This is a genomic window from Streptomyces sp. NPDC007875 (assembly GCF_042868035.1).
Taxonomy (GTDB): Bacteria; Actinomycetota; Actinomycetes; order Streptomycetales; family Streptomycetaceae; genus Streptomyces; species Streptomyces antimycoticus.
On the sequence record NZ_JBIADZ010000012.1, the window covers coordinates 153,992 to 170,284 of the forward strand.

General features: G+C 73.3%; 12 protein-coding genes. 2 read left to right on the forward strand and 10 right to left on the reverse strand.

Annotation, left to right across the window (positions count from 1 at the left end):
- The first annotated feature begins 3 nt into the window (after positions 1 to 3).
- Positions 4 to 1,530 (forward strand): FAD-dependent oxidoreductase, encoded by a 1,527-nt coding sequence (locus ACFYOY_RS25170; protein ID WP_388589696.1) that lies wholly within the window; start codon positions 4 to 6, stop codon positions 1,528 to 1,530.
- A gap of 149 nt (positions 1,531 to 1,679) precedes the next feature.
- On the forward strand, positions 1,680 to 1,928 hold the full coding sequence (locus tag ACFYOY_RS25175) for a DUF5133 domain-containing protein (protein WP_078638854.1): 249 nt from the start codon (positions 1,680 to 1,682) through the stop codon (positions 1,926 to 1,928).
- A gap of 38 nt (positions 1,929 to 1,966) precedes the next feature.
- Here ACFYOY_RS25175 and ACFYOY_RS25180 read toward each other — a convergent pair whose 3' ends face one another.
- From ACFYOY_RS25180 to ACFYOY_RS25225, 10 genes are all read right to left on the reverse strand, one after another.
- Positions 1,967 to 2,869, reverse strand: a complete 903-nt coding sequence (locus ACFYOY_RS25180; protein WP_351888326.1) for a DUF1396 domain-containing protein — start codon at positions 2,867 to 2,869, stop codon at positions 1,967 to 1,969.
- 70 nt (positions 2,870 to 2,939) lie between these two features.
- Positions 2,940 to 5,228, reverse strand: coding sequence for a molybdopterin-dependent oxidoreductase (locus ACFYOY_RS25185; RefSeq protein WP_351888329.1), 2,289 nt, complete (start codon positions 5,226 to 5,228; stop codon positions 2,940 to 2,942).
- On the reverse strand, positions 5,225 to 6,403 hold the full coding sequence (locus ACFYOY_RS25190; RefSeq protein WP_351888332.1) for a peroxidase-related enzyme: 1,179 nt from the start codon (positions 6,401 to 6,403) through the stop codon (positions 5,225 to 5,227). Before ACFYOY_RS25190 ends, ACFYOY_RS25185 begins: the two co-directional genes overlap by 4 nt.
- A gap of 35 nt (positions 6,404 to 6,438) precedes the next feature.
- Positions 6,439 to 8,511 (reverse strand): dipeptide ABC transporter ATP-binding protein, encoded by a 2,073-nt coding sequence (locus ACFYOY_RS25195; protein ID WP_388589700.1) that lies wholly within the window; start codon positions 8,509 to 8,511, stop codon positions 6,439 to 6,441.
- A gap of 22 nt (positions 8,512 to 8,533) precedes the next feature.
- Positions 8,534 to 9,718: a Xaa-Pro peptidase family protein gene (locus tag ACFYOY_RS25200; RefSeq protein WP_351888338.1), complete on the reverse strand. Its 1,185-nt coding sequence runs from the start codon at positions 9,716 to 9,718 to the stop codon at positions 8,534 to 8,536.
- The gene (locus ACFYOY_RS25205; RefSeq protein ID WP_388589704.1) at positions 9,715 to 10,602 is read right to left on the reverse strand and encodes an ABC transporter permease; all 888 of its coding nucleotides are present in this window, start codon (positions 10,600 to 10,602) and stop codon (positions 9,715 to 9,717) included. The genes ACFYOY_RS25200 and ACFYOY_RS25205 overlap by 4 nt, the downstream gene beginning before the upstream one ends.
- Complete coding sequence (locus tag ACFYOY_RS25210) at positions 10,599 to 11,531, reverse strand: ABC transporter permease (protein WP_351888344.1); 933 nt, start codon at positions 11,529 to 11,531, stop codon at positions 10,599 to 10,601. The genes ACFYOY_RS25205 and ACFYOY_RS25210 overlap by 4 nt, the downstream gene beginning before the upstream one ends.
- A complete protein-coding gene (locus tag ACFYOY_RS25215) occupies positions 11,528 to 13,084 on the reverse strand; it encodes an ABC transporter substrate-binding protein (RefSeq protein ID WP_388589707.1) in 1,557 nt (518 codons plus the stop codon). The genes ACFYOY_RS25210 and ACFYOY_RS25215 overlap by 4 nt, the downstream gene beginning before the upstream one ends.
- Entirely contained in the window at positions 13,081 to 14,268 is a 1,188-nt protein-coding gene (locus ACFYOY_RS25220; RefSeq protein ID WP_351888349.1) for a C45 family peptidase, read from the reverse strand. The genes ACFYOY_RS25215 and ACFYOY_RS25220 overlap by 4 nt, the downstream gene beginning before the upstream one ends.
- Positions 14,265 to 16,184, reverse strand: a complete 1,920-nt coding sequence (locus tag ACFYOY_RS25225) for an FAD/NAD(P)-binding protein (protein ID WP_351888352.1) — start codon at positions 16,182 to 16,184, stop codon at positions 14,265 to 14,267. The genes ACFYOY_RS25220 and ACFYOY_RS25225 overlap by 4 nt, the downstream gene beginning before the upstream one ends.
- Between the last annotated feature and the right edge of the window lie 109 nt (positions 16,185 to 16,293).

Consider the following 16,293-nt stretch of genomic DNA (forward strand, 5'->3'; position numbering starts at 1 on the left):
TTGATGAGCGACCTTCCTGGTGTGCCCGAGTCGTACTGGCTGGACACCGCGCCGCCCGGCACCCCCTACCCGGCCCTGGCCTCGGACCTGGAGGTCGATGTCGCCGTCGTCGGCGCCGGCATCGCGGGGCTGAGCACCGCATGGGAGCTGGCCCGCGCCGGGCACCGGGTGGCGGTGCTGGAGGCGGATCGGATCGCCGCGGGGGTGACCGGCCACACCACCGCCAAGCTCACGGCGCTGCATGGGCTCATCTACGACCGGCTGCGCCACACCCGCGGCCCGGAGGGCGCGCGGATGTACGCGCGGTCGCAGTCCGACGCCGTCGAGCGGGCGGTGGCGATCACGGCCGAGCTCGGCATCGACTGCGATCTGGAGCACGTCCCGGCCTTCACCTACACCGAGGACCCGGCGCGCGCCGACACCATCCGCGCCGAGGTGGACGCCGCCCACGAGGCGGGGCTGCCCGCCTCGTATGTGACGGAGACCGGGCTGCCCTATCCAATCGTGGGCGCGATCCGGGTCGAGGGAGGGGCGCAGTTCCATCCGCGCAGCTACCTCCTCGCGCTCGCCGAGGATCTGCGCGCCCACGGCGGGCGGATCCACGAGCACACCCGCGCCACCGGCCTGGTGGAGGGCTCCCCCTGCCGGGTCACCACCCAGAGCGGGGCGGTGGTGACCGCCGGGGATGTGGTGATCGCCACCCACTACCCGGTGTTCGACCGGGCGCTGCTGTTCACCCGGCTCTCGCCGCGCCGCGAACTCGTCGTGGCCGCGCCCCTCCCCGCCGAGCGGGACCCCCGGGGCGCGTACATCACCCCGGAGCAGCACACTCGGTCGGTGCGTACCGCGCCGTACGGCGACGGGACGCGGCTGCTGATCGTGACCGGGGAGTCCTTCACGCCCGGCACCGGGGACACCCCGGAGCGCTTCAGGCGGCTGGCGGGCTGGACCCGGGAGCGCTTCCCCGGTGTGGAGATCACCCACCGCTGGGCCGCCCAGGACAACGACCCCACCGACAGCGTGCCGATGGTCGGCCCCTTCCACCCCGGCGCGCGTCACACCTACGTCGCGACGGGCTTCGCCGGCTGGGGACTGAGCGGCGGCATCATGGCGGGCCGGCTGCTCACGGCGCTCATCGGCGGTGAGCGGCCGCCGTGGGCCGGGCTGTACGACCCCCGGCGGCTGCGGACGGCGCTGCGCGAGGCCCCGGCGCTGCTCGGCCACCAGCTCCAGGTCGGACGGCATTTCATCGGCGACCGGCTGAGCGCCCCGCAGGCCGGCTCGGTCGACCGGATCGCCCCGGGCACCGGGGCCCTGGTCCGCGTAAACGGGCGCCACTGCGCCGTCTACCGGGACGAGGACGGCACGGCTCACGCGGTCTCGGCCCGCTGCACCCATCTGGGCTGCCTCGTCGCGTTCAACGCCGCCGAGCGGACCTGGGAGTGCCCCTGCCACGGCTCTCGCTTCGGAACCGACGGCCGGGTGCTCCAGGGCCCGGCCAACCGGCCCCTGGAGCAGCGCGACATCTGAGCCCCGCCTGCCCCGCGACACCTGAACTCCACGGCGCCTGCCCGCACGACATCCCTCCGGCGACGTCCGAGGAAAAGACGCACATGGCCTCGGGCCGTGAGGGTATACGCGCTGTCGTCACCCCCGTCGGCTGAGAAAGGACCGCTGCCGTGCTGATGGCCCACCCGGTCGTACTACAGAACCTCATCGAGCAGTACGAGACCCTGCGGATGCTGCACGCCGAATCGGGCGGCACCGAGGTACGACAGCGGATGGACGACCTCGCCTACACCCTGTGCGTCTCCACCGGGACGCGGGATGTGGACGCCGCCCTCATCGCCGCCCGGCACCAGCTGCCCGGCGCCCGCGTGGAGGACGACTCGGCCCTCACGGCCGGGGCGGGCACATCGGGCGGCTGAGCCCGCCGCGCGACCCACCGTGGAGGCGCCGCGCCGGATCAGCCCTCGGCCCCCCGAGCCAGCTCGGCGAGGTCCATGGTCTGATTCGCGGGCGGCGCCTTCACCGTGACCGGCTCGTTGAGGCCGGAGAAGGTGATGGTCATGTCGAGCGGGCCCTTGTCCCCCTCGCCACGCATGCGGAACCGCTTGGTGTGGCCGTCCGGGTCGATCCACATGTCCATGGACAGCCGCTCGACCCCCATCTTCTCGTACTCCTTGAGGTTCTTCTCGCGGCGCTTGCGGGTCGCCGCGTCCTCGTCCTTGAGGCTCTCGCGCATCTGGGGGACGGTGACGGAGCCCCGGTAGTGCGTCGTCCGCACCCCCTCGATGGTCTCCTCGCCGACCCGCTTCACATCGTGGGCGCCGGAGAGGAAGGCCGAGTCGTCGGCCGGGTTCTTGTCGGCCTGGCGGGAGAGCGAACCGCCGCCCAGCGCGCCGGTCGCCTTCTCGCCCAGGACCGAGAGGTCCAGCTTGAGCCAGCTCTTGCCGTTCAGCTCGCCGGCGGCCTCCTTGCCCCCGTCGAGGTACATCGCCCCGTCCACCATCCGGATCTCCACCGCCGCGTCGGTGCCCTGGCCGACCGCGCGCATCGTCATCCGGACCGCGACGGGCTTGGTGCTCATCGCCGCCTCGCCCTCGATCCGCCCGTCCTCGGGGGTGCGCCCGGTCATCCGGTAGCGGAACGAGGTGAGCTTCTCGCTCTTCTTCGCGGCCGCCCGCACGGCCGCCGCCGGGGCCATCCGCACCTGCTCCGAGGACTTCTCCCCCGCCTTGCCCTCCGGCTTCCCGTCCGCCCCGGACGAACCGCAGCCGACCGCACCGCCGCAGAGCAGCACGGCGGCGAGCACGGCACCGGCCGCACGGACACCCCTGCCATGTCCCCCATATACGACCATGGCCATATTCCCCACCCCTTGCAGAACTTCTGTTCGTTTCTCTGTGATCCGGGACAGTACCAGCAGTCGGCGACAGCTACCCGTGGACGCGGACCGGGGGCAGGGGCCCGTCGAGGCGTTCGAGGGCGACGCGGGTGAGCTGGCCGGTGCAGCCCTGGGTGAGCCGCGAGGTGCCGATGTCGTGGGTGACGGCGTTGGGGTTGCCGTGGACGCAGGTGGCCACCTCGGGGGCAGCGGGGTCCCACCAGGCGCCGGTGGCGAGCTGGGCCACTCCGGGCCGTACCGCGTCGCTGGTCACCACTCCGGCCAGGCAGCTGCCGACGGCACTGCGGATCCGCACCACATCGCCGCCCCGCAGCCCCAGCGTCACGGCGTCCCGTGGGTGCAGCCGGACCGGCTCGCGGCCCGCGACCTTCGACGACGCGCTCAGCTCGCCGTGGTCGAGCTGGCTGTGCAGCCGGGTGGCGGGGTTGTTGGCGACGAGATGGAAGGGGTAGGAGTGCTCGGCGTACTGCCCCGGGTCCGGGGGCAGCCAGGCCGGATGGCCCGGGCAGTCGTCGTAACGGTACGAGGCGATGGTGGCCGAGGACAGCTCGATGCGGCCGCTCGGGGTTGCCAGCGGACGGGCCTCGGGGTCGGCGCGGAAACCGGCGTAGAGCGTGTGGTGTTCGCGCAGGCCGCGCAGGGGGATGCGGCCCGCCCGCCAGAAGGTGTCGAAGTCCTCCTCCGGGGTGTACCGAGGGTCGAGCCCCGCGCGCCAGCTCTCGTAAAGGTGTTCCAGCCAGCCGCGTTCGTCGCGGCCCCGCGAGAAATCATGGCCGATGCCGAGCCCGTCGGCGAGATCGGAGAGGGCGCGGAAGTCGTCGCGGGCCTCGCCGACCGGGTCGGCGACGCGGTGCATGGCGATGAGCGCCGCGTCCTGGCTCGCGCCGCCGATGTCGTTGCGTTCCAGGGTGGTGGTGGCGGGCAGGACCACATCGGCATGACGGGCGGTGGCCGTCCAGTGGGGCTCATGGACGACGACCGTGTCCGGGCGGCCGAAGGCGCGGCGCAGCCGGCCCAGGTCCTGGTGGTGGTGGAAGGGGTTGCCACCGGCCCAGTGGACGAGGCGGATGTCGGGGTAGGTGTACCGGCCACCGTCGTAGTCGAAGGTCTCTCCCGGGTGCAGCAGCAGATCGGCGATCCTGGCACAGGGGATGAAGTCGGGGACGGGGTTGATGCCCTGGTCGAGGGTGGGCAGCCGGTACGGGAGGGTGCCGGCGCCGATACCGGCGGTGGCCCCGTACCCGTGGCCGAAGCCGCCGCCGGGCAGTCCGATCTGGCCGAGCAGACAGGCCAGGGCGATCCCGGCCCACAGGGGCTGCTCACCGCGGTGGGCGCGTTGCAGGGACCAGCTCAGGGAGATCATGGTCCGGTGCCGGGTCAGCTCACGGGCGAGTTCGGCGATCCGGGCGGCGGGGATGCCGCAGATCTCCTCCGCCCACCGCGGGGTCTTGGGAGCGGAGCCGTCCTGGCCGAGGACATGGCGGGCGAAGGTGTCGAAGCCCGCGCAGTGGCTGCGGCAGAAGTCCGCGTCATAGCGCCCCTCCTCGATGAGGACATGACTGAGCGCAAGCATCAGGGCGGTGTCGGTGCCGGGGACGGTGGCCAGCCACTCGGCGTCGAGTTCGGCCGCGAGGTCGTCGCGCACCGGGCTGACGAGGATGAAGCGGGCACCGCGAGCGCGGGCCGCGGCCAGCTGCGCCGCGGTGCGATGACGGCTGAGGCCGCCCGCGTTGACCTGGAAGTTCTTGGCAGGCATACCGCCGAAGCAGAGAAAGAGGCCGGTGTGCTCGGCCAGGACCGACAGGGTGGTGGGGGCGCTGATCGGTGAGTCGTCGCCGACTACATGGCGCAGCAGGGTGCGGGAGGCGCCCAGGCTGTAGGTGTTGACCGAACGGGTGTATCCGCCGAAGCAGTTGAGGAAGCGGTGGATCTGACTCTGCGCGTGGTGGAAGCGGCCCGCGCTGCCCCAGCCGTACGAACCGCCGAAGACTGCGCGGTTCCCGTGGTCGGTGCGGACCCGGTCGAACTCCCGGACCAGGAGGGAGATCGCCTCGTCCCAGGACACCCGTACATAGGTGTCCTCACCGCGCTTCGGGTCGGGCCCGGGGCCGCGCTCCAGCCAGCCGCGGCGGACATGCGGGGCGAGGACCCGGCCGCGCGGGCCGAGCGCGGCGGGGATGTTGCGCAGCAGCGGCGACGGGTCGGGGTCGCCGGGGTCGGGGATCACATCGAGGCCGCCACCGGGGAGGGGTGCGGCGGTGAAGGTGCCCCAGTGCGAGCTGTGGGGGCGGGGGGTGGCGGGCGGCGTCCCCGGGTTCATCCGGTGGCCTTCCTCTCGGCGTTCTGGTGAGCCTCCCCCTCGACCGAACCGAGGCTCAGCATCAGGCGGTTGGCCCAGCCGAAGAACGCCGCGCAGTGTACGAGGTCGACCAGCGCGAGCTCGGTCAGGCCCAGCGCGCGCAGCGCCTCCACATCGGCCTCGGCGGCGGTGGCCGGGACGGGGGCGAGCCCCGCGGCGAACCGGGCGATCAGCTTCCAGCGGCGGCCGAGGACCGCGGTGGAGCCGTACGCCAGGAAGCGGTGCACCGGTGCGGGGTCGCCGTGCAGCCGGGCGGTGAGCCGGGCGTGCACCGAGGCGCAGTAGACACACCCGTTGTACAGGGATACGGCGGTGGCGGCCAACTCCCGTTCGGCGCGCGGCAGTCCGCCCTCGGCCGTGAAGGCGGCCAGGTCGATGGCGGTCCGTACGGCGAGAATGCCGAGGTCATGGCCGAGGGTGCGGAAGTACGGCGTGTCGACGCGTGACTTGCCGGCGAGCGCCGTGCGGTGCTCCTCGCTCAGCTCCTCGGGAGCGAGCGGGCGGATGGCGGGGCGCCAGACGAGAACGTCGGTGGTGTACTGCGGCCCCCCGGCCACGGTGGTCGAGGGCGCGCCGGGGTCGGTGCCGGTACCGGAGTCACCGGTGCCCAGCAGCGCCAGCCCGGCGGCCAGTTGCATCTGGTGGTTGACGAAGGCGACGGTCTGGGAGAGCGTCACGATCTGCGACTCGGTGAATCCGGCAGAGCGCAGCGCGTCCACTCCGCCCTCGGCCGGGGTGTGGGTCAACAGCCGGGCGTGGGCTACGGCGGCGGCGATACGGCGCGGCCTCGCCGTCGCCGTATCGCCGTCGAGCGGGGCGCGGGCGATGATCCGGTCCGCGGTGGTGGTTTCCCCCGCGGCGGTGTCGAGCAGCGTGCGGTAGTGGCCGACGGCCGGGGCGCGGCGGTGCTCTACGGCCACGGCGAGGGCGGCCGCGGCGCGTTCGGCGGTGCTGACGCCGGTGTCGGTGGCCGCTTCGGGGGCGGTGCCGGGGCTGGTGCGGACCTGGAACAGCACGTCGTACGCGCGCTGCTCCAGCTCGATCAGCTCCGGGCGCAGCGCGCGCAGCCGGGCTGCCTCCGGTGTGGCGCCCGCGAAGTGGTCCAGGACGTCGATGGGGTGGCCGGTTGTCTGCACGGCTTCTTTCGCGGCTTCTCGCACGGCGGGGCCTTTCATGCCGGACGGCGCAGGGAGGGGGTGGCCTCGATCAGCGCACGGGTGTAGTCGCTGTCCGGGCACTCCATGATCTGCTCGCGGTCCCCGGTCTCGACGATCCGGCCGTGGCGCAGTACGGCGATCCGCGAGCACATGTGCCGTACGACGGTGAGGTCATGGGAGATGAAGAGCATCGCCAGACCCCGGTCCCGGCGCAGCTGGGTGAGGAGGTTGAGCACCTGTGCCTGGACGGAGACGTCGAGCGCGGAGACCGGTTCGTCGGCCACCAGCAGCCGGGGCTCCGGCGCGAGGGCGCGGGCGATACCGACGCGCTGGCGCATCCCACCGGAGAGCCGGTCCGGGTAGGCGCCGGCCAGCTCCGGGTCCAGGCCGACCTCGGTGAGCAGCGCGGCGACACGTTCGCGGCGGGCCGCTCCCCGGGGGAGCGCGGCGCCGATGGTGTCGCCGACGCGACGGTCGGGGTTGAGCGAGCCGTACGGGTCCTGGAACACCATCTGGATCCCGGCGGCCAGCTCACGGCGGCGGCGCCGGGTGGCGCGGGTGATGTCCTCGCCGTCGAAGCGCACGCTTCCCGAGCCCGCCCGCTGGAGGCCGAGCAGCACGCGGGAGATGGTGCTCTTGCCGGAGCCGGACTCGCCGACGAGGCCGAAGGATTCCCCCGGTGCGATGTCGAAGTCGACGCCGTCGACGGCTTGGAGCGGGGGGCGGGTGAGGGTGCCGGGATAGGTGACGGTGAGCGCTCGGACCTGGAGCAGGGGGGCTTCCCCACCGCGCCCCTTCCCGAACCGGGGCTCCACCCCCACACCCCCGCCGGGGCTCCGCCCCGAACCCCGGTCCTCCATCGCCGGACGGGCTCCATCGACCGCCGCTACGCCGGACGGCGGCCCGTCGGCCTCCGGGTCGCCGGAGTCGGCCGTAGTGGCGGCCGCCGGATCCGGCACGGTGGCGGGCACCGGCTCCTGGCGGCTGCCCGGGCCCGCGTGGGGCGAGGCGCCCGAGGGTGGCCCCGCGGGCGGGCCGTCCGTTGTTCCGGCGGCCGACGAGGCCGACGCCGACGCCGGGGTCGGCCCGTTGGGCGAGGTCGGGTCCGGCTCCGAGGCGGGCCTCCGGCTCCCCTGGACTCGTGGGAGGGGGCCCTCGGGCGAGCGCGGGGTGTCCGGCGCCGGTCCGCCGGAGGGGATGCGCAGGGACGGGTCCGCGAGGGACTCCTCGTCCACCGGGCCCACAAGGGCGGCGACGGTTTCGGGGACCGTGGCGAGGCGGGTGCCCGGGACGTCGTCCATGCGGGGGACGGATGCCACCAGGGCACGGGTGTAAGGGTGTTCGGCGGCGGTCAGGATGCGCTCGGTCGGGCCCTGTTCGACGACCCGGCCGCGGTACATGACCACCACGCGCGAGCACATCTTCCCGACCACCCCGAAGTCATGGGTGACCAGCACCACCGCCATGCCCATCTCGCGCTGCAGCTCCGCGAGGAGCTCCAGGACCTGGGCCTGGACAGTGGCGTCCAGCGCCGTGGTGGGCTCGTCGGCGATCACCAGCTCCGGTTCGTTGACCAGTGCGGTGGCGATCATCACACGCTGCCGCATTCCGCCGGAGAACTGGTGCGGATATTCCTTGGCGCGCCGCTCCGGCCGATCGATGCCGACGCGTTCCAGCAGCTCCACGGCGCGGGTGCGGGCCTCGCACCGCTTCACGTCGTGATGCAGCCGGTACGCCTCGGCTATCTGCGCGCCGACCGTGCGGTACGGGTTGAGCGCGTCGAGGGCGTCCTGGAAGACCATCGAGACGCGGCGGCCGCGCAGCCCGCGCAAGGTGCGTTCCGCGGCGCCGACGAGCTCCTGGCCGTCGAGCCGGATGGATCCGGTGATCCGCGCCCGCGGCCCGTGGAGTCCGAGGACCGCCAGTCCGGTGGCGCTCTTGCCCGAGCCCGACTCCCCCACCAGGCCGACGGTCTCGCCCGGCCGGACCTGCCAGGACACCTCGCGTACGGCCTCGACGCCGGCGTCGGGGAAGGCGACGCTCAAGCCGGACACGTCCAGCAGCGGGCCCCTCACCAGTTCCGTCACCAGTTCCGTCCTCTCAGACCGCTCAGACCTGGATCAGGTCGCGTCGGGTGTGGGTCAGCAGCTCATGACCGGCTTCGGTGATCACCAGGCTGTCGGAGTGCTGGAGGCCGCCGAAGCTGGGGATGCGCAGGTTCGGCTCGAAGGTGAGCGTCATCCCGGGCTCCAGCACCAGGTCGTCGTGCGGGCCCAGACTCGGCTGCTCATGCGGGCCGAGGCCCAGGCCGTGGCCGATACGGCCGGGCAGATAGTCGCCGTAGCCGTGCCTCAGGTAGCTCTCCCGGGCCGCCTCGTAGACCTCGGCGCAGGTCAGTCCGGGCCTCAGATACGGCTGGACCTCCTCGCGGATGGCCAGCAGCGCCTCGAAGGCGCGCTGCCGCTCGGCGGGCAGCGGGCCGACGGCGACGCTGCGTTCGTTCTCGGCGTGCATTCCGTCGATGGCGGTCCAGATGACGGTCCACTGGATCTCGCCGTCGACCGGGCGGCGGGAGGTGGGCGGCGCGGAGTTCATCGGCACCCGGTCGCCGACCAGGGAGTAGGCCCACAGGGCGTTGAAGACGCCGCCTTCGAGGTTGCCGAAGTCCATGGCGAGCCGGTCGGGGTGGAGGCTGGACCACACCTCCTGCATGGTGCGCATGGCGACCGAGGAGACCTCGACCTCGCTGCGCCGCCCGGCGACCGCCTCCAGCGCCGCGTCCATGCCCGCGTCCGCGATCTCGCAGGCGACGCGGAGCGATTCGAGCTCGGCCGCGTCCTTGACGTAGCGGGCGCGCATCAGGGCCCGGCCGGTGTCGGTGAAGACCGCCTCGGGCAGGGTGAGTTCCAGTCTGCGCTGGTAGTTGACGGGCAGGAACTCGCCCTCGATGCCGATCCTGGCCTCGCTCAGCCCACGTTCGGCCATCACCTCGGCGAGCACCTGCCACCAGTGGTCGGGGCCGATCTCCTTGGCCCAGCGCCCGTAGGGGCGGATGTCGGAGATCCGGGAGACCGTGCGGGAGCTGTGGGCGCGCAGCGCGTGCAGGATGAACACCGGCTCGCCCTCGGCGGGCAGCACCACCAGCACCGGATGGGAGTAGATCATCGGCGTGTAGCCGGAGAGGTAGAAGGTGTTCTGCGGCTTGACGACGACCATGGCGTCCACGCCGTCGGCCCGCAGGTTGTTCTGGACGCGGGCCCAGCGGGCGCGGACGGTCTCGGTGTCGGGGATCATGCGGTGGTGCTCCTCGCGGTCACGGTCTTCTTCACGGTGCTGCGGGCAACGCGGCGTCCCTCGCCGCGCTCGGCGAGCCGCTCCCCCAGCAGATTGGCGCCGATCACCAGCGCCACCAGGCCGAGACCCGGCAGTACGGCGATCCACCAGGCGCCGAGCAGCTGTCCCTGCCCCTCGGCCACCATCAGCCCCCAGTCGGGGGCGGGCGCCTGGGCGCCGAGGCCCAGGTAGGTGAGCCCGGCCTCCATCAGCACGGCGCGGGACAGATCGAGGGTGGCGGTGACGGCGACGAGACCGCGTACCCCGGGCAGCAGGTCGTACAGCAGCACCCGCCAGGTGGCGACGCCCTGGGTGAGCGACGCCTCGACATACGCCATGGTGCGCAGGGCGAGCACCCGTGAGCGGACCAGGCGGAAGTACGCGGGCCAGCCGGTCAGCGCGATCACCAGTACCAGGACGGCGGTGGACTGCCCACCGAAGGTCAGCACCAGCAGCGCCAGCAGGACGGACGGCAGGGCCAGTTGCACATCGGCGAGCCGGGAGAGCACCTGGTCGAGCCAGCCGCGGGCAAACCCGGACAGCAGCCCGAGCAACGTCCCCGTGAGGCCGCCGCAGACCACGGCGAGCACTCCCACCAGCAGCGGGGTGCGGGCCCCGGACAGCAGCCGGCTGAGCAGATCGCGGCCGAGCTGGTCGGTGCCGAGCGGATGGCCGTGCACACCGGGCGCCGCGTTGGTGTGGGCGAGGTCCTGGGCGAGCGGATCGTGCGGGGCGAGCACGGGCGCGAGCAGCGCCATCAGCACCACGAGCGCGAGCAGCACGGCACCGGTGGCGCCGGCCGCGCCCGGCCAAAAGCGCCGGCCATGCCTCATGGGGTGGCTCATCGGCTCTCTCCTCCCTGGTGCCGGACGCGCGGGTCGAGCACGCCGTAGAGCAGGTCCACGACCAGGTTGACCACGACGAAGGCGATGATCAGGAAGGTCAGGTCGGCGAGGACCAGCGGATAGTCCTGGTTCTGCAGGGCGGTGATGGCGAGTTGGCCGACGCCGGGCCAGGAGAACACCGACTCCACGATCACGGTGCCGCCGAGCAGCGCGCCCGCCTCCAGCCCGAGGACGGTGACGGTGGGCAGCATCGATCCGTACGCGGCGTGCCGCACCACCCGGGCGCGGCTCATGCCGAGTGCCGTCCCGGTGCGGGAGTACGGGCGGGCCAGCTCACCGCGGAGGTTGTTACGGAACACCCTGGCCAGCGGCGGCAGCACCCCGCAGGCGAGGGTGACCGCGGGCAGCAGGATGGAGGTGGCGGTGGTGGCGCCGGAGGTGGGCAGCCAGGCCAGCTCGACACCGAAGACCCACACCAGCAGGACACCGATGTAGAAGCCGGGCACCGACTGGGTGAGGAACACCAGCCACATGGGCCATTCGCGGCGCGCCCCGCCGCCCTCGCGCGACCCGGTCCACAGCCCGGCCGCGAGCGCCACGGCGGCGGCCCCGGCGAGGGCGACGGCGGCCAGCAGCACGGTGGCGCCGAGTCGTTGCAGCACCACGTCCAGGGCGGGCTGCTGGAAGGTGAGCGAGTCGGGGAAGTGGCCGCGCAGGGCGTCGCCGAAGAACGACGCGTATTGCTCGGCCAGCGGACGGTCGTAGCCGAGGGCGTGGCTGAGCTGGGCGACCTTCTCGGGCGGGGAGCCGATCGGGGCCATCATCACGGCGGGGTTGCCGGAGGAGTGCAGCACGCAGAAGACGGCCGAGAGGGCGCCCCAGACGGCCAGCACGGTCAGCGCGAGGCGGCGGATCAGGAAGCGGATCATCCCGTGGCCCCCTTCCAGGACATCTCGGCGGGGCGGATCCAGTCGTCGGGCCTGGCCCGCCAGTTCAGGCCCTGGGCAGTGGCCTGGAGGCCAGGCTGCGGGAAGAGGAAGAGCACCGGGGCCTGGTCGCGGGCGCGCCGCGCCGCCCGTCCGTACAGCGTGTCGCGCTCCGCCCGGTCGTCGGTGCCGCGCGCCCGGGTGACGGCGCCGGTGAACTCCTCGTCGTGCCAGTAGGCGTAGGGGCTGTCTGAGACGAAGAGCCCGTAGAGCCCGCCGGCGGCGAGGGTGGGCCACGCCTGGGTGATGTACTGCATATCGGGCATCGCCTTCTCCTGCAGGTACTTCTGCATGTAGACGGCGAACGGCACGCTGCTGATCTTCACGCTCACGCCGATCTCGCGGAGCTGCTGGGCCACGGCCTGCACGACGAGCTCGCCCGCCACGTACTGACCGCTGGGCACGGTCAGCTCCAGCCTCAGCGGGCGGCCCTTGCCGTAACCGGCCTCGCGCAGCAGCGCCCTGGCCCGGTCCGGGTCGTGGGGATAGCCGGTGAGGCCCTTGGTGTAGCCGGAGTAGGAAGCGGTCATCAGCTGGCCGGGGCTGGGGTCGACGGTGTTCTTCAGCAGGCTGGAGGTGATGGCCCGCTTGTCGATGGCGTAGTTGACCGCGCGCCGCACCCGTACGTCGCGCATCGGGCCGTTGAGGGTGTTGAGCTTGATGAACGCCATCCGGGTGGTGTCCAGCCGCTGGATCCGCAGCGCCCGGTCGGCGCGCAGCCGGTTCAGGTCCTGCGGGTCGAGCCCGGCGACGGCGTCGAGTTCACCGGACAGCAGCCCGGAGACGCGCGCGGCCTCGGAGGGGGTGATCCGGAACGTGACCCGCCGGATGGCGGGCGCGGGGCCCCAGTAGTCGTCGCGGGCGCGCAGCTCGACATTGCCGCCGGGGCTGTAGCTCGTGATCGTGTACGGGCCGGATCCCATCGCCTCGGTGGCGGGCTTGTGGCGCGCGGCCCAGCGGGGCTCCAGCAGATACAGGAAGGACAGCGCGCCGAGCAGATCGGCGTCGGGGCGGGAGGTGATGAGGTCGACGGTGCGCCGGTCCACCTTCTCCACGCGGGTGAGATCGGGGAAGTTGGGGGTCATGCGCAGCGCGTTGTCCGCGTTGAGCAGCCGCCGGACGTTCCAGACGACGACATCGGCGTCCAGCGGGGTGCCGTCGGCGAACGCCGCCTCGGGATGGAGGTGGAACCGCCAGCGGGTGGGCTCCACCCGCCGCCAGGAGGTGGCGGCGTCCGGGCCGATGCTCAGATCGGGCCTGCGGGTGACCAGAGAGGAGTAGGCCGAGGACAGCACGGACAGATCGGTCCCGACCGAGGTGGTGTTCATCGGGTCGAGGGTGGTGATGGCCGCGGACAGCCCGATCACCACGCGCGAGGCGTCCGCCCTGTCCTGCGGGGTGTCTCCGGGCAGGCAGCCGGCCAGTGCCGGGGTGAGGGCGAGCCCGGCGCCGAGGCCGAGGAGGCCGCGCCGGGTCAGCCCTGGTGTGCCGTTCATCCGGCCGCTCCTCCTCTTTCCGCCTCGGCCCGTGCCGCGGTGAAGACCGTCCGGTCGGAGGCGCAGGGGTTGCCGAGGGTCACATAGAAGGCGCCCTCGGGGAGCACGGCGATGGAGGCGTAGGTCGTCTCGGAGCCGGCCCCCTCGACCTGGTGGCGGCAGAGCGAGTCCTGCGGATAGCCGCTGTGGTCGGCGAGCAGTCCGGCGAGCGCCCCCGGGGTGAGCCCGTGTGCGGTGCCCAGGGCGCGGGCCGCGGTGGCGGCGCGGTGGTACGAGGAGGCGTTCTCGTCCGGGCCGGGCGCGAGCGGGGCGGTGGCCGGGCACTCGTAGTGGTTGGTGAGCACATGGTGGTCGGCCCTGTCGCGGACGGTCACCTCGAAGGCGGTGGCCTCCACGGCGAGCCGGTCGCCCGGGTCGGCGAGCGCGATGTTCAGCCCGCTCAGCCGGGGCTGTCGGCGCAACAGGTCGGCGAACTCCTGCGCGGTGCGGGCACGGCGCAGCAGATCGTGCGAGTTGATGAGGATCCATCCGGTGGCGGAGGCCCGCCAGTCCACACCGGTGCGCTCGCTCCAGACGCCGGAGGTGGACATCGCGAGCCCCGAGTCGTTGATACCGCTGCCCGGCCACAGCACGCTGCCCGCGACGGTGACCTCGGTCATCCGCCGCCCGTCGGGGTAGCGGCGGCGCAGCACGACATGCTCGACGAAGTGCCCGGCCATATCACGGGTCTTGGCGAGCAGGGTGTGCCCGGCGGCGGAGCGGTCCCCTGAGGCCAGGAGCTGGCTGCACTCCTGCGGAACCCACCGCAGCACCATATGGGCGGGCAGGTTGAGGGCAAGGATGTCGTCCAGGGGCGCGTCCGCGCCCTCGGCGATACCACACAGCTCGGCCCACTGTTCGGGGTCGTGGCGGCGCACGAAGTCGGCGTTGGCGGCGAGGCACTGGCGGTAGCGGCTCACCGACGCCTCGTCGGTGCACAGTTCGCCGATGTCGCGGCGTACGGCGGCGATATTGGCGGCGATCGGCGCACGGGCGGCGCGGCCGTGCTGCCGGCCCTGTTCGGCGGGGTCACCGCAGAGGTCGAGATAGGCAGGGTCGGCCGACTCCCCGGCCGACCCCGGGGCCAGCCCCCACTCCTGCCAGCGGCTGGGATGGGCGGCCCGGACGGGTTCTGCGACGGTCACTGCTGACTCTCCTCGGTCAAGGGATGGCGAGGGACGGGGACGGTGGGTCGGCACTCCGGTGGGCCGAGGGCGCGGAGCAGTTCGGCGGCGACGCGGTCGGTCTCGTGGAAGAAGTCCGCGTTCGTACCGGGCCGGGCCCCGATGGCGGTGGTCCAGCGGACGCCTTCCAGGGGGACGCCCACGGCGAAGAGCGCCTGATGCACCGTGCCGTCGGGGCGGCGGACCCGGCCGTCGGCGGGGCGGACGTCGAGCGCGCCGGTGGGCGGCGGTTCGGCGTCCGTCTCGCCCGCGGCCAGCCGGTGGGGGCGGGCCACGCCGTCGGCGAGGAGCCGGCGGATGACGCCAGGGCCGTCGGTGGTGACGTCCGTTCCCGGCAGCCAGGCGTCGATCACCGCGTCGGGCCGTACCGACAGCCCCGCCACGACCGCGGACTCCCCCCGCGTCCCCGGGCGGACCGGCCCCAGCAGGTGCACCACGCCCGCGTCCAGCAGCGCCCGCAGCTGGCGGACCCGCAGCGCGGGCGGGCCGCCGGAGACGAAGTTGGCGAAGCCGTTGAACCAGCCGAGGATGTCCCGCCGGTACGACCCGCCGCTGAGGTTGCCCGCCGTGATGAGCGTGCGCAGCGCGGGGCGGGCCTGGCGTATGGCGACGGCGAGCGCGGCGGGCGGGGGCACCCGGGGATCGGTGGCCGCGGCCACATCGGCGTCGAGGTGGCCGGCCCACCAGGCGTCCAGCTCCGCGCGCTGGGCGAAGCTCCGCCCGCGCAGCGGTTCGGCGATCGCGTCCAGGTCCAGCCGGAGGGCTGCGGGGGCGGCGGCGCGCAGTGCGGTGTCGCGGTCGGGGCCGGGCGGCTCGGCGAGGGCGCGGCGCAGCGCGCCGGGGTCGGGCAGTTGACCCGCGTGGAGCTTCAGCACCCGGTCGTACCAGGCGAGTTCGAGGTCGGCGACCAGCCAGGGAAGGACATCGGCGCGGAAGTCGAGCCGTTCGCGGGCCGCGAGCGCGGCGACCCGCGCGGGGGTGAGGAAGGCGACGGGCGCCTTGACCCCGGGGGCGTCCACCCGGGCGTGGAACGGGACACCGCGCCGGCTGGTGATCCAGATGCGCGGCTCCCGGCCACTGGGCGTGTAGCCGTGCTCGCCGAAGCGGCCGCCCCGGCCGAGGGTGAGCAGGGCGAGCACGTCGAAGGCGTTGAGCCCGCCGCCCCGCAGCAGCACCCGGGCGCGGGGAGCGATGGCGTCGAGGGCGTAGTCGGTGGGGTGGCCGCCCGGGAGGTGGAGCGGCTCGCGCCGCGGCGGAGCGGCGGGCGCGTCGAGATGGCCGGTGGCCAGGACGACGGCCCGGGCCTCCAGCCGATCTCCGTCGTCCAGTACGACCTCGTATCCGGCGGATATGCCGGAGGAGCCCGCCGGGGCCGTCAGGGGCGTCACCCGCACCACGGCCGCCGTGCGGACCGCTATCCGTATCCGGTCCCCCGCGGCCGCCCGTATCCGGTTCAGCGCGTCGGTGAGATACGCCCCGTAGACGCGGCGCGGGGCGTAGTCGAGGTCATCGGCGCGGGCGGCGAATTCCGCGGCGGCGGAATCGGGATGGCCCTTCCCGGCGATACCCCGCAGCCATTCCACGAACGTGGGACCGGTCTCCACGGGCGCGTCCAGACGCACCGATCCGTCGGGGAAGACGGTGTTGTCGGACACCATCGTGTTCATCAGCAGCTGCGGCGGCTGATCACGCCGCCACACCCGCCCGGCGCCCGGCGGATACGGGTCGGCCAGCACCGTACGGAGCGGACGGTCGCCCGGGGCCGACCTCGCCACCAGCCGTTCCAGCACCGACACCCCGCGCGGACCGGCCCCCACGACCACGGCGTCGACCGGTCTGCGGTCGGGCCCCGGCACGGGCACGGCGGAATCGTTCATAAAGATGTCACATTTCTCGGGCGGCACGGGAAAGCGGCGGAAAGAAATCTTGCGGACGGCGTCCTCGCACGTCAAACGACTCTTTGGGGGATCTCAAATACTGACTTTG

Excerpts from the sequence above, each read along its gene's own strand:
- ACFYOY_RS25170 (WP_388589696.1), top strand. The coding sequence starts at position 4 with ATGAGCGACCTTCCTGGTGTGCCCGAGTCGTACTGGCTGGACACCGCG.
- ACFYOY_RS25180 (WP_351888326.1), bottom strand. The coding sequence starts at position 2,869 with ATGGCCATGGTCGTATATGGGGGACATGGCAGGGGTGTCCGTGCGGCC.
- ACFYOY_RS25185 (WP_351888329.1), bottom strand. The coding sequence starts at position 5,228 with ATGAACCCGGGGACGCCGCCCGCCACCCCCCGCCCCCACAGCTCGCAC.
- ACFYOY_RS25200 (WP_351888338.1), bottom strand. The coding sequence starts at position 9,718 with ATGATCCCCGACACCGAGACCGTCCGCGCCCGCTGGGCCCGCGTCCAG.
- ACFYOY_RS25205 (WP_388589704.1), bottom strand. The coding sequence starts at position 10,602 with ATGAGCCACCCCATGAGGCATGGCCGGCGCTTTTGGCCGGGCGCGGCC.
- ACFYOY_RS25210 (WP_351888344.1), bottom strand. The coding sequence starts at position 11,531 with ATGATCCGCTTCCTGATCCGCCGCCTCGCGCTGACCGTGCTGGCCGTC.
- ACFYOY_RS25215 (WP_388589707.1), bottom strand. The coding sequence starts at position 13,084 with ATGAACGGCACACCAGGGCTGACCCGGCGCGGCCTCCTCGGCCTCGGC.
- ACFYOY_RS25225 (WP_351888352.1), bottom strand. The coding sequence starts at position 16,184 with ATGAACGATTCCGCCGTGCCCGTGCCGGGGCCCGACCGCAGACCGGTC.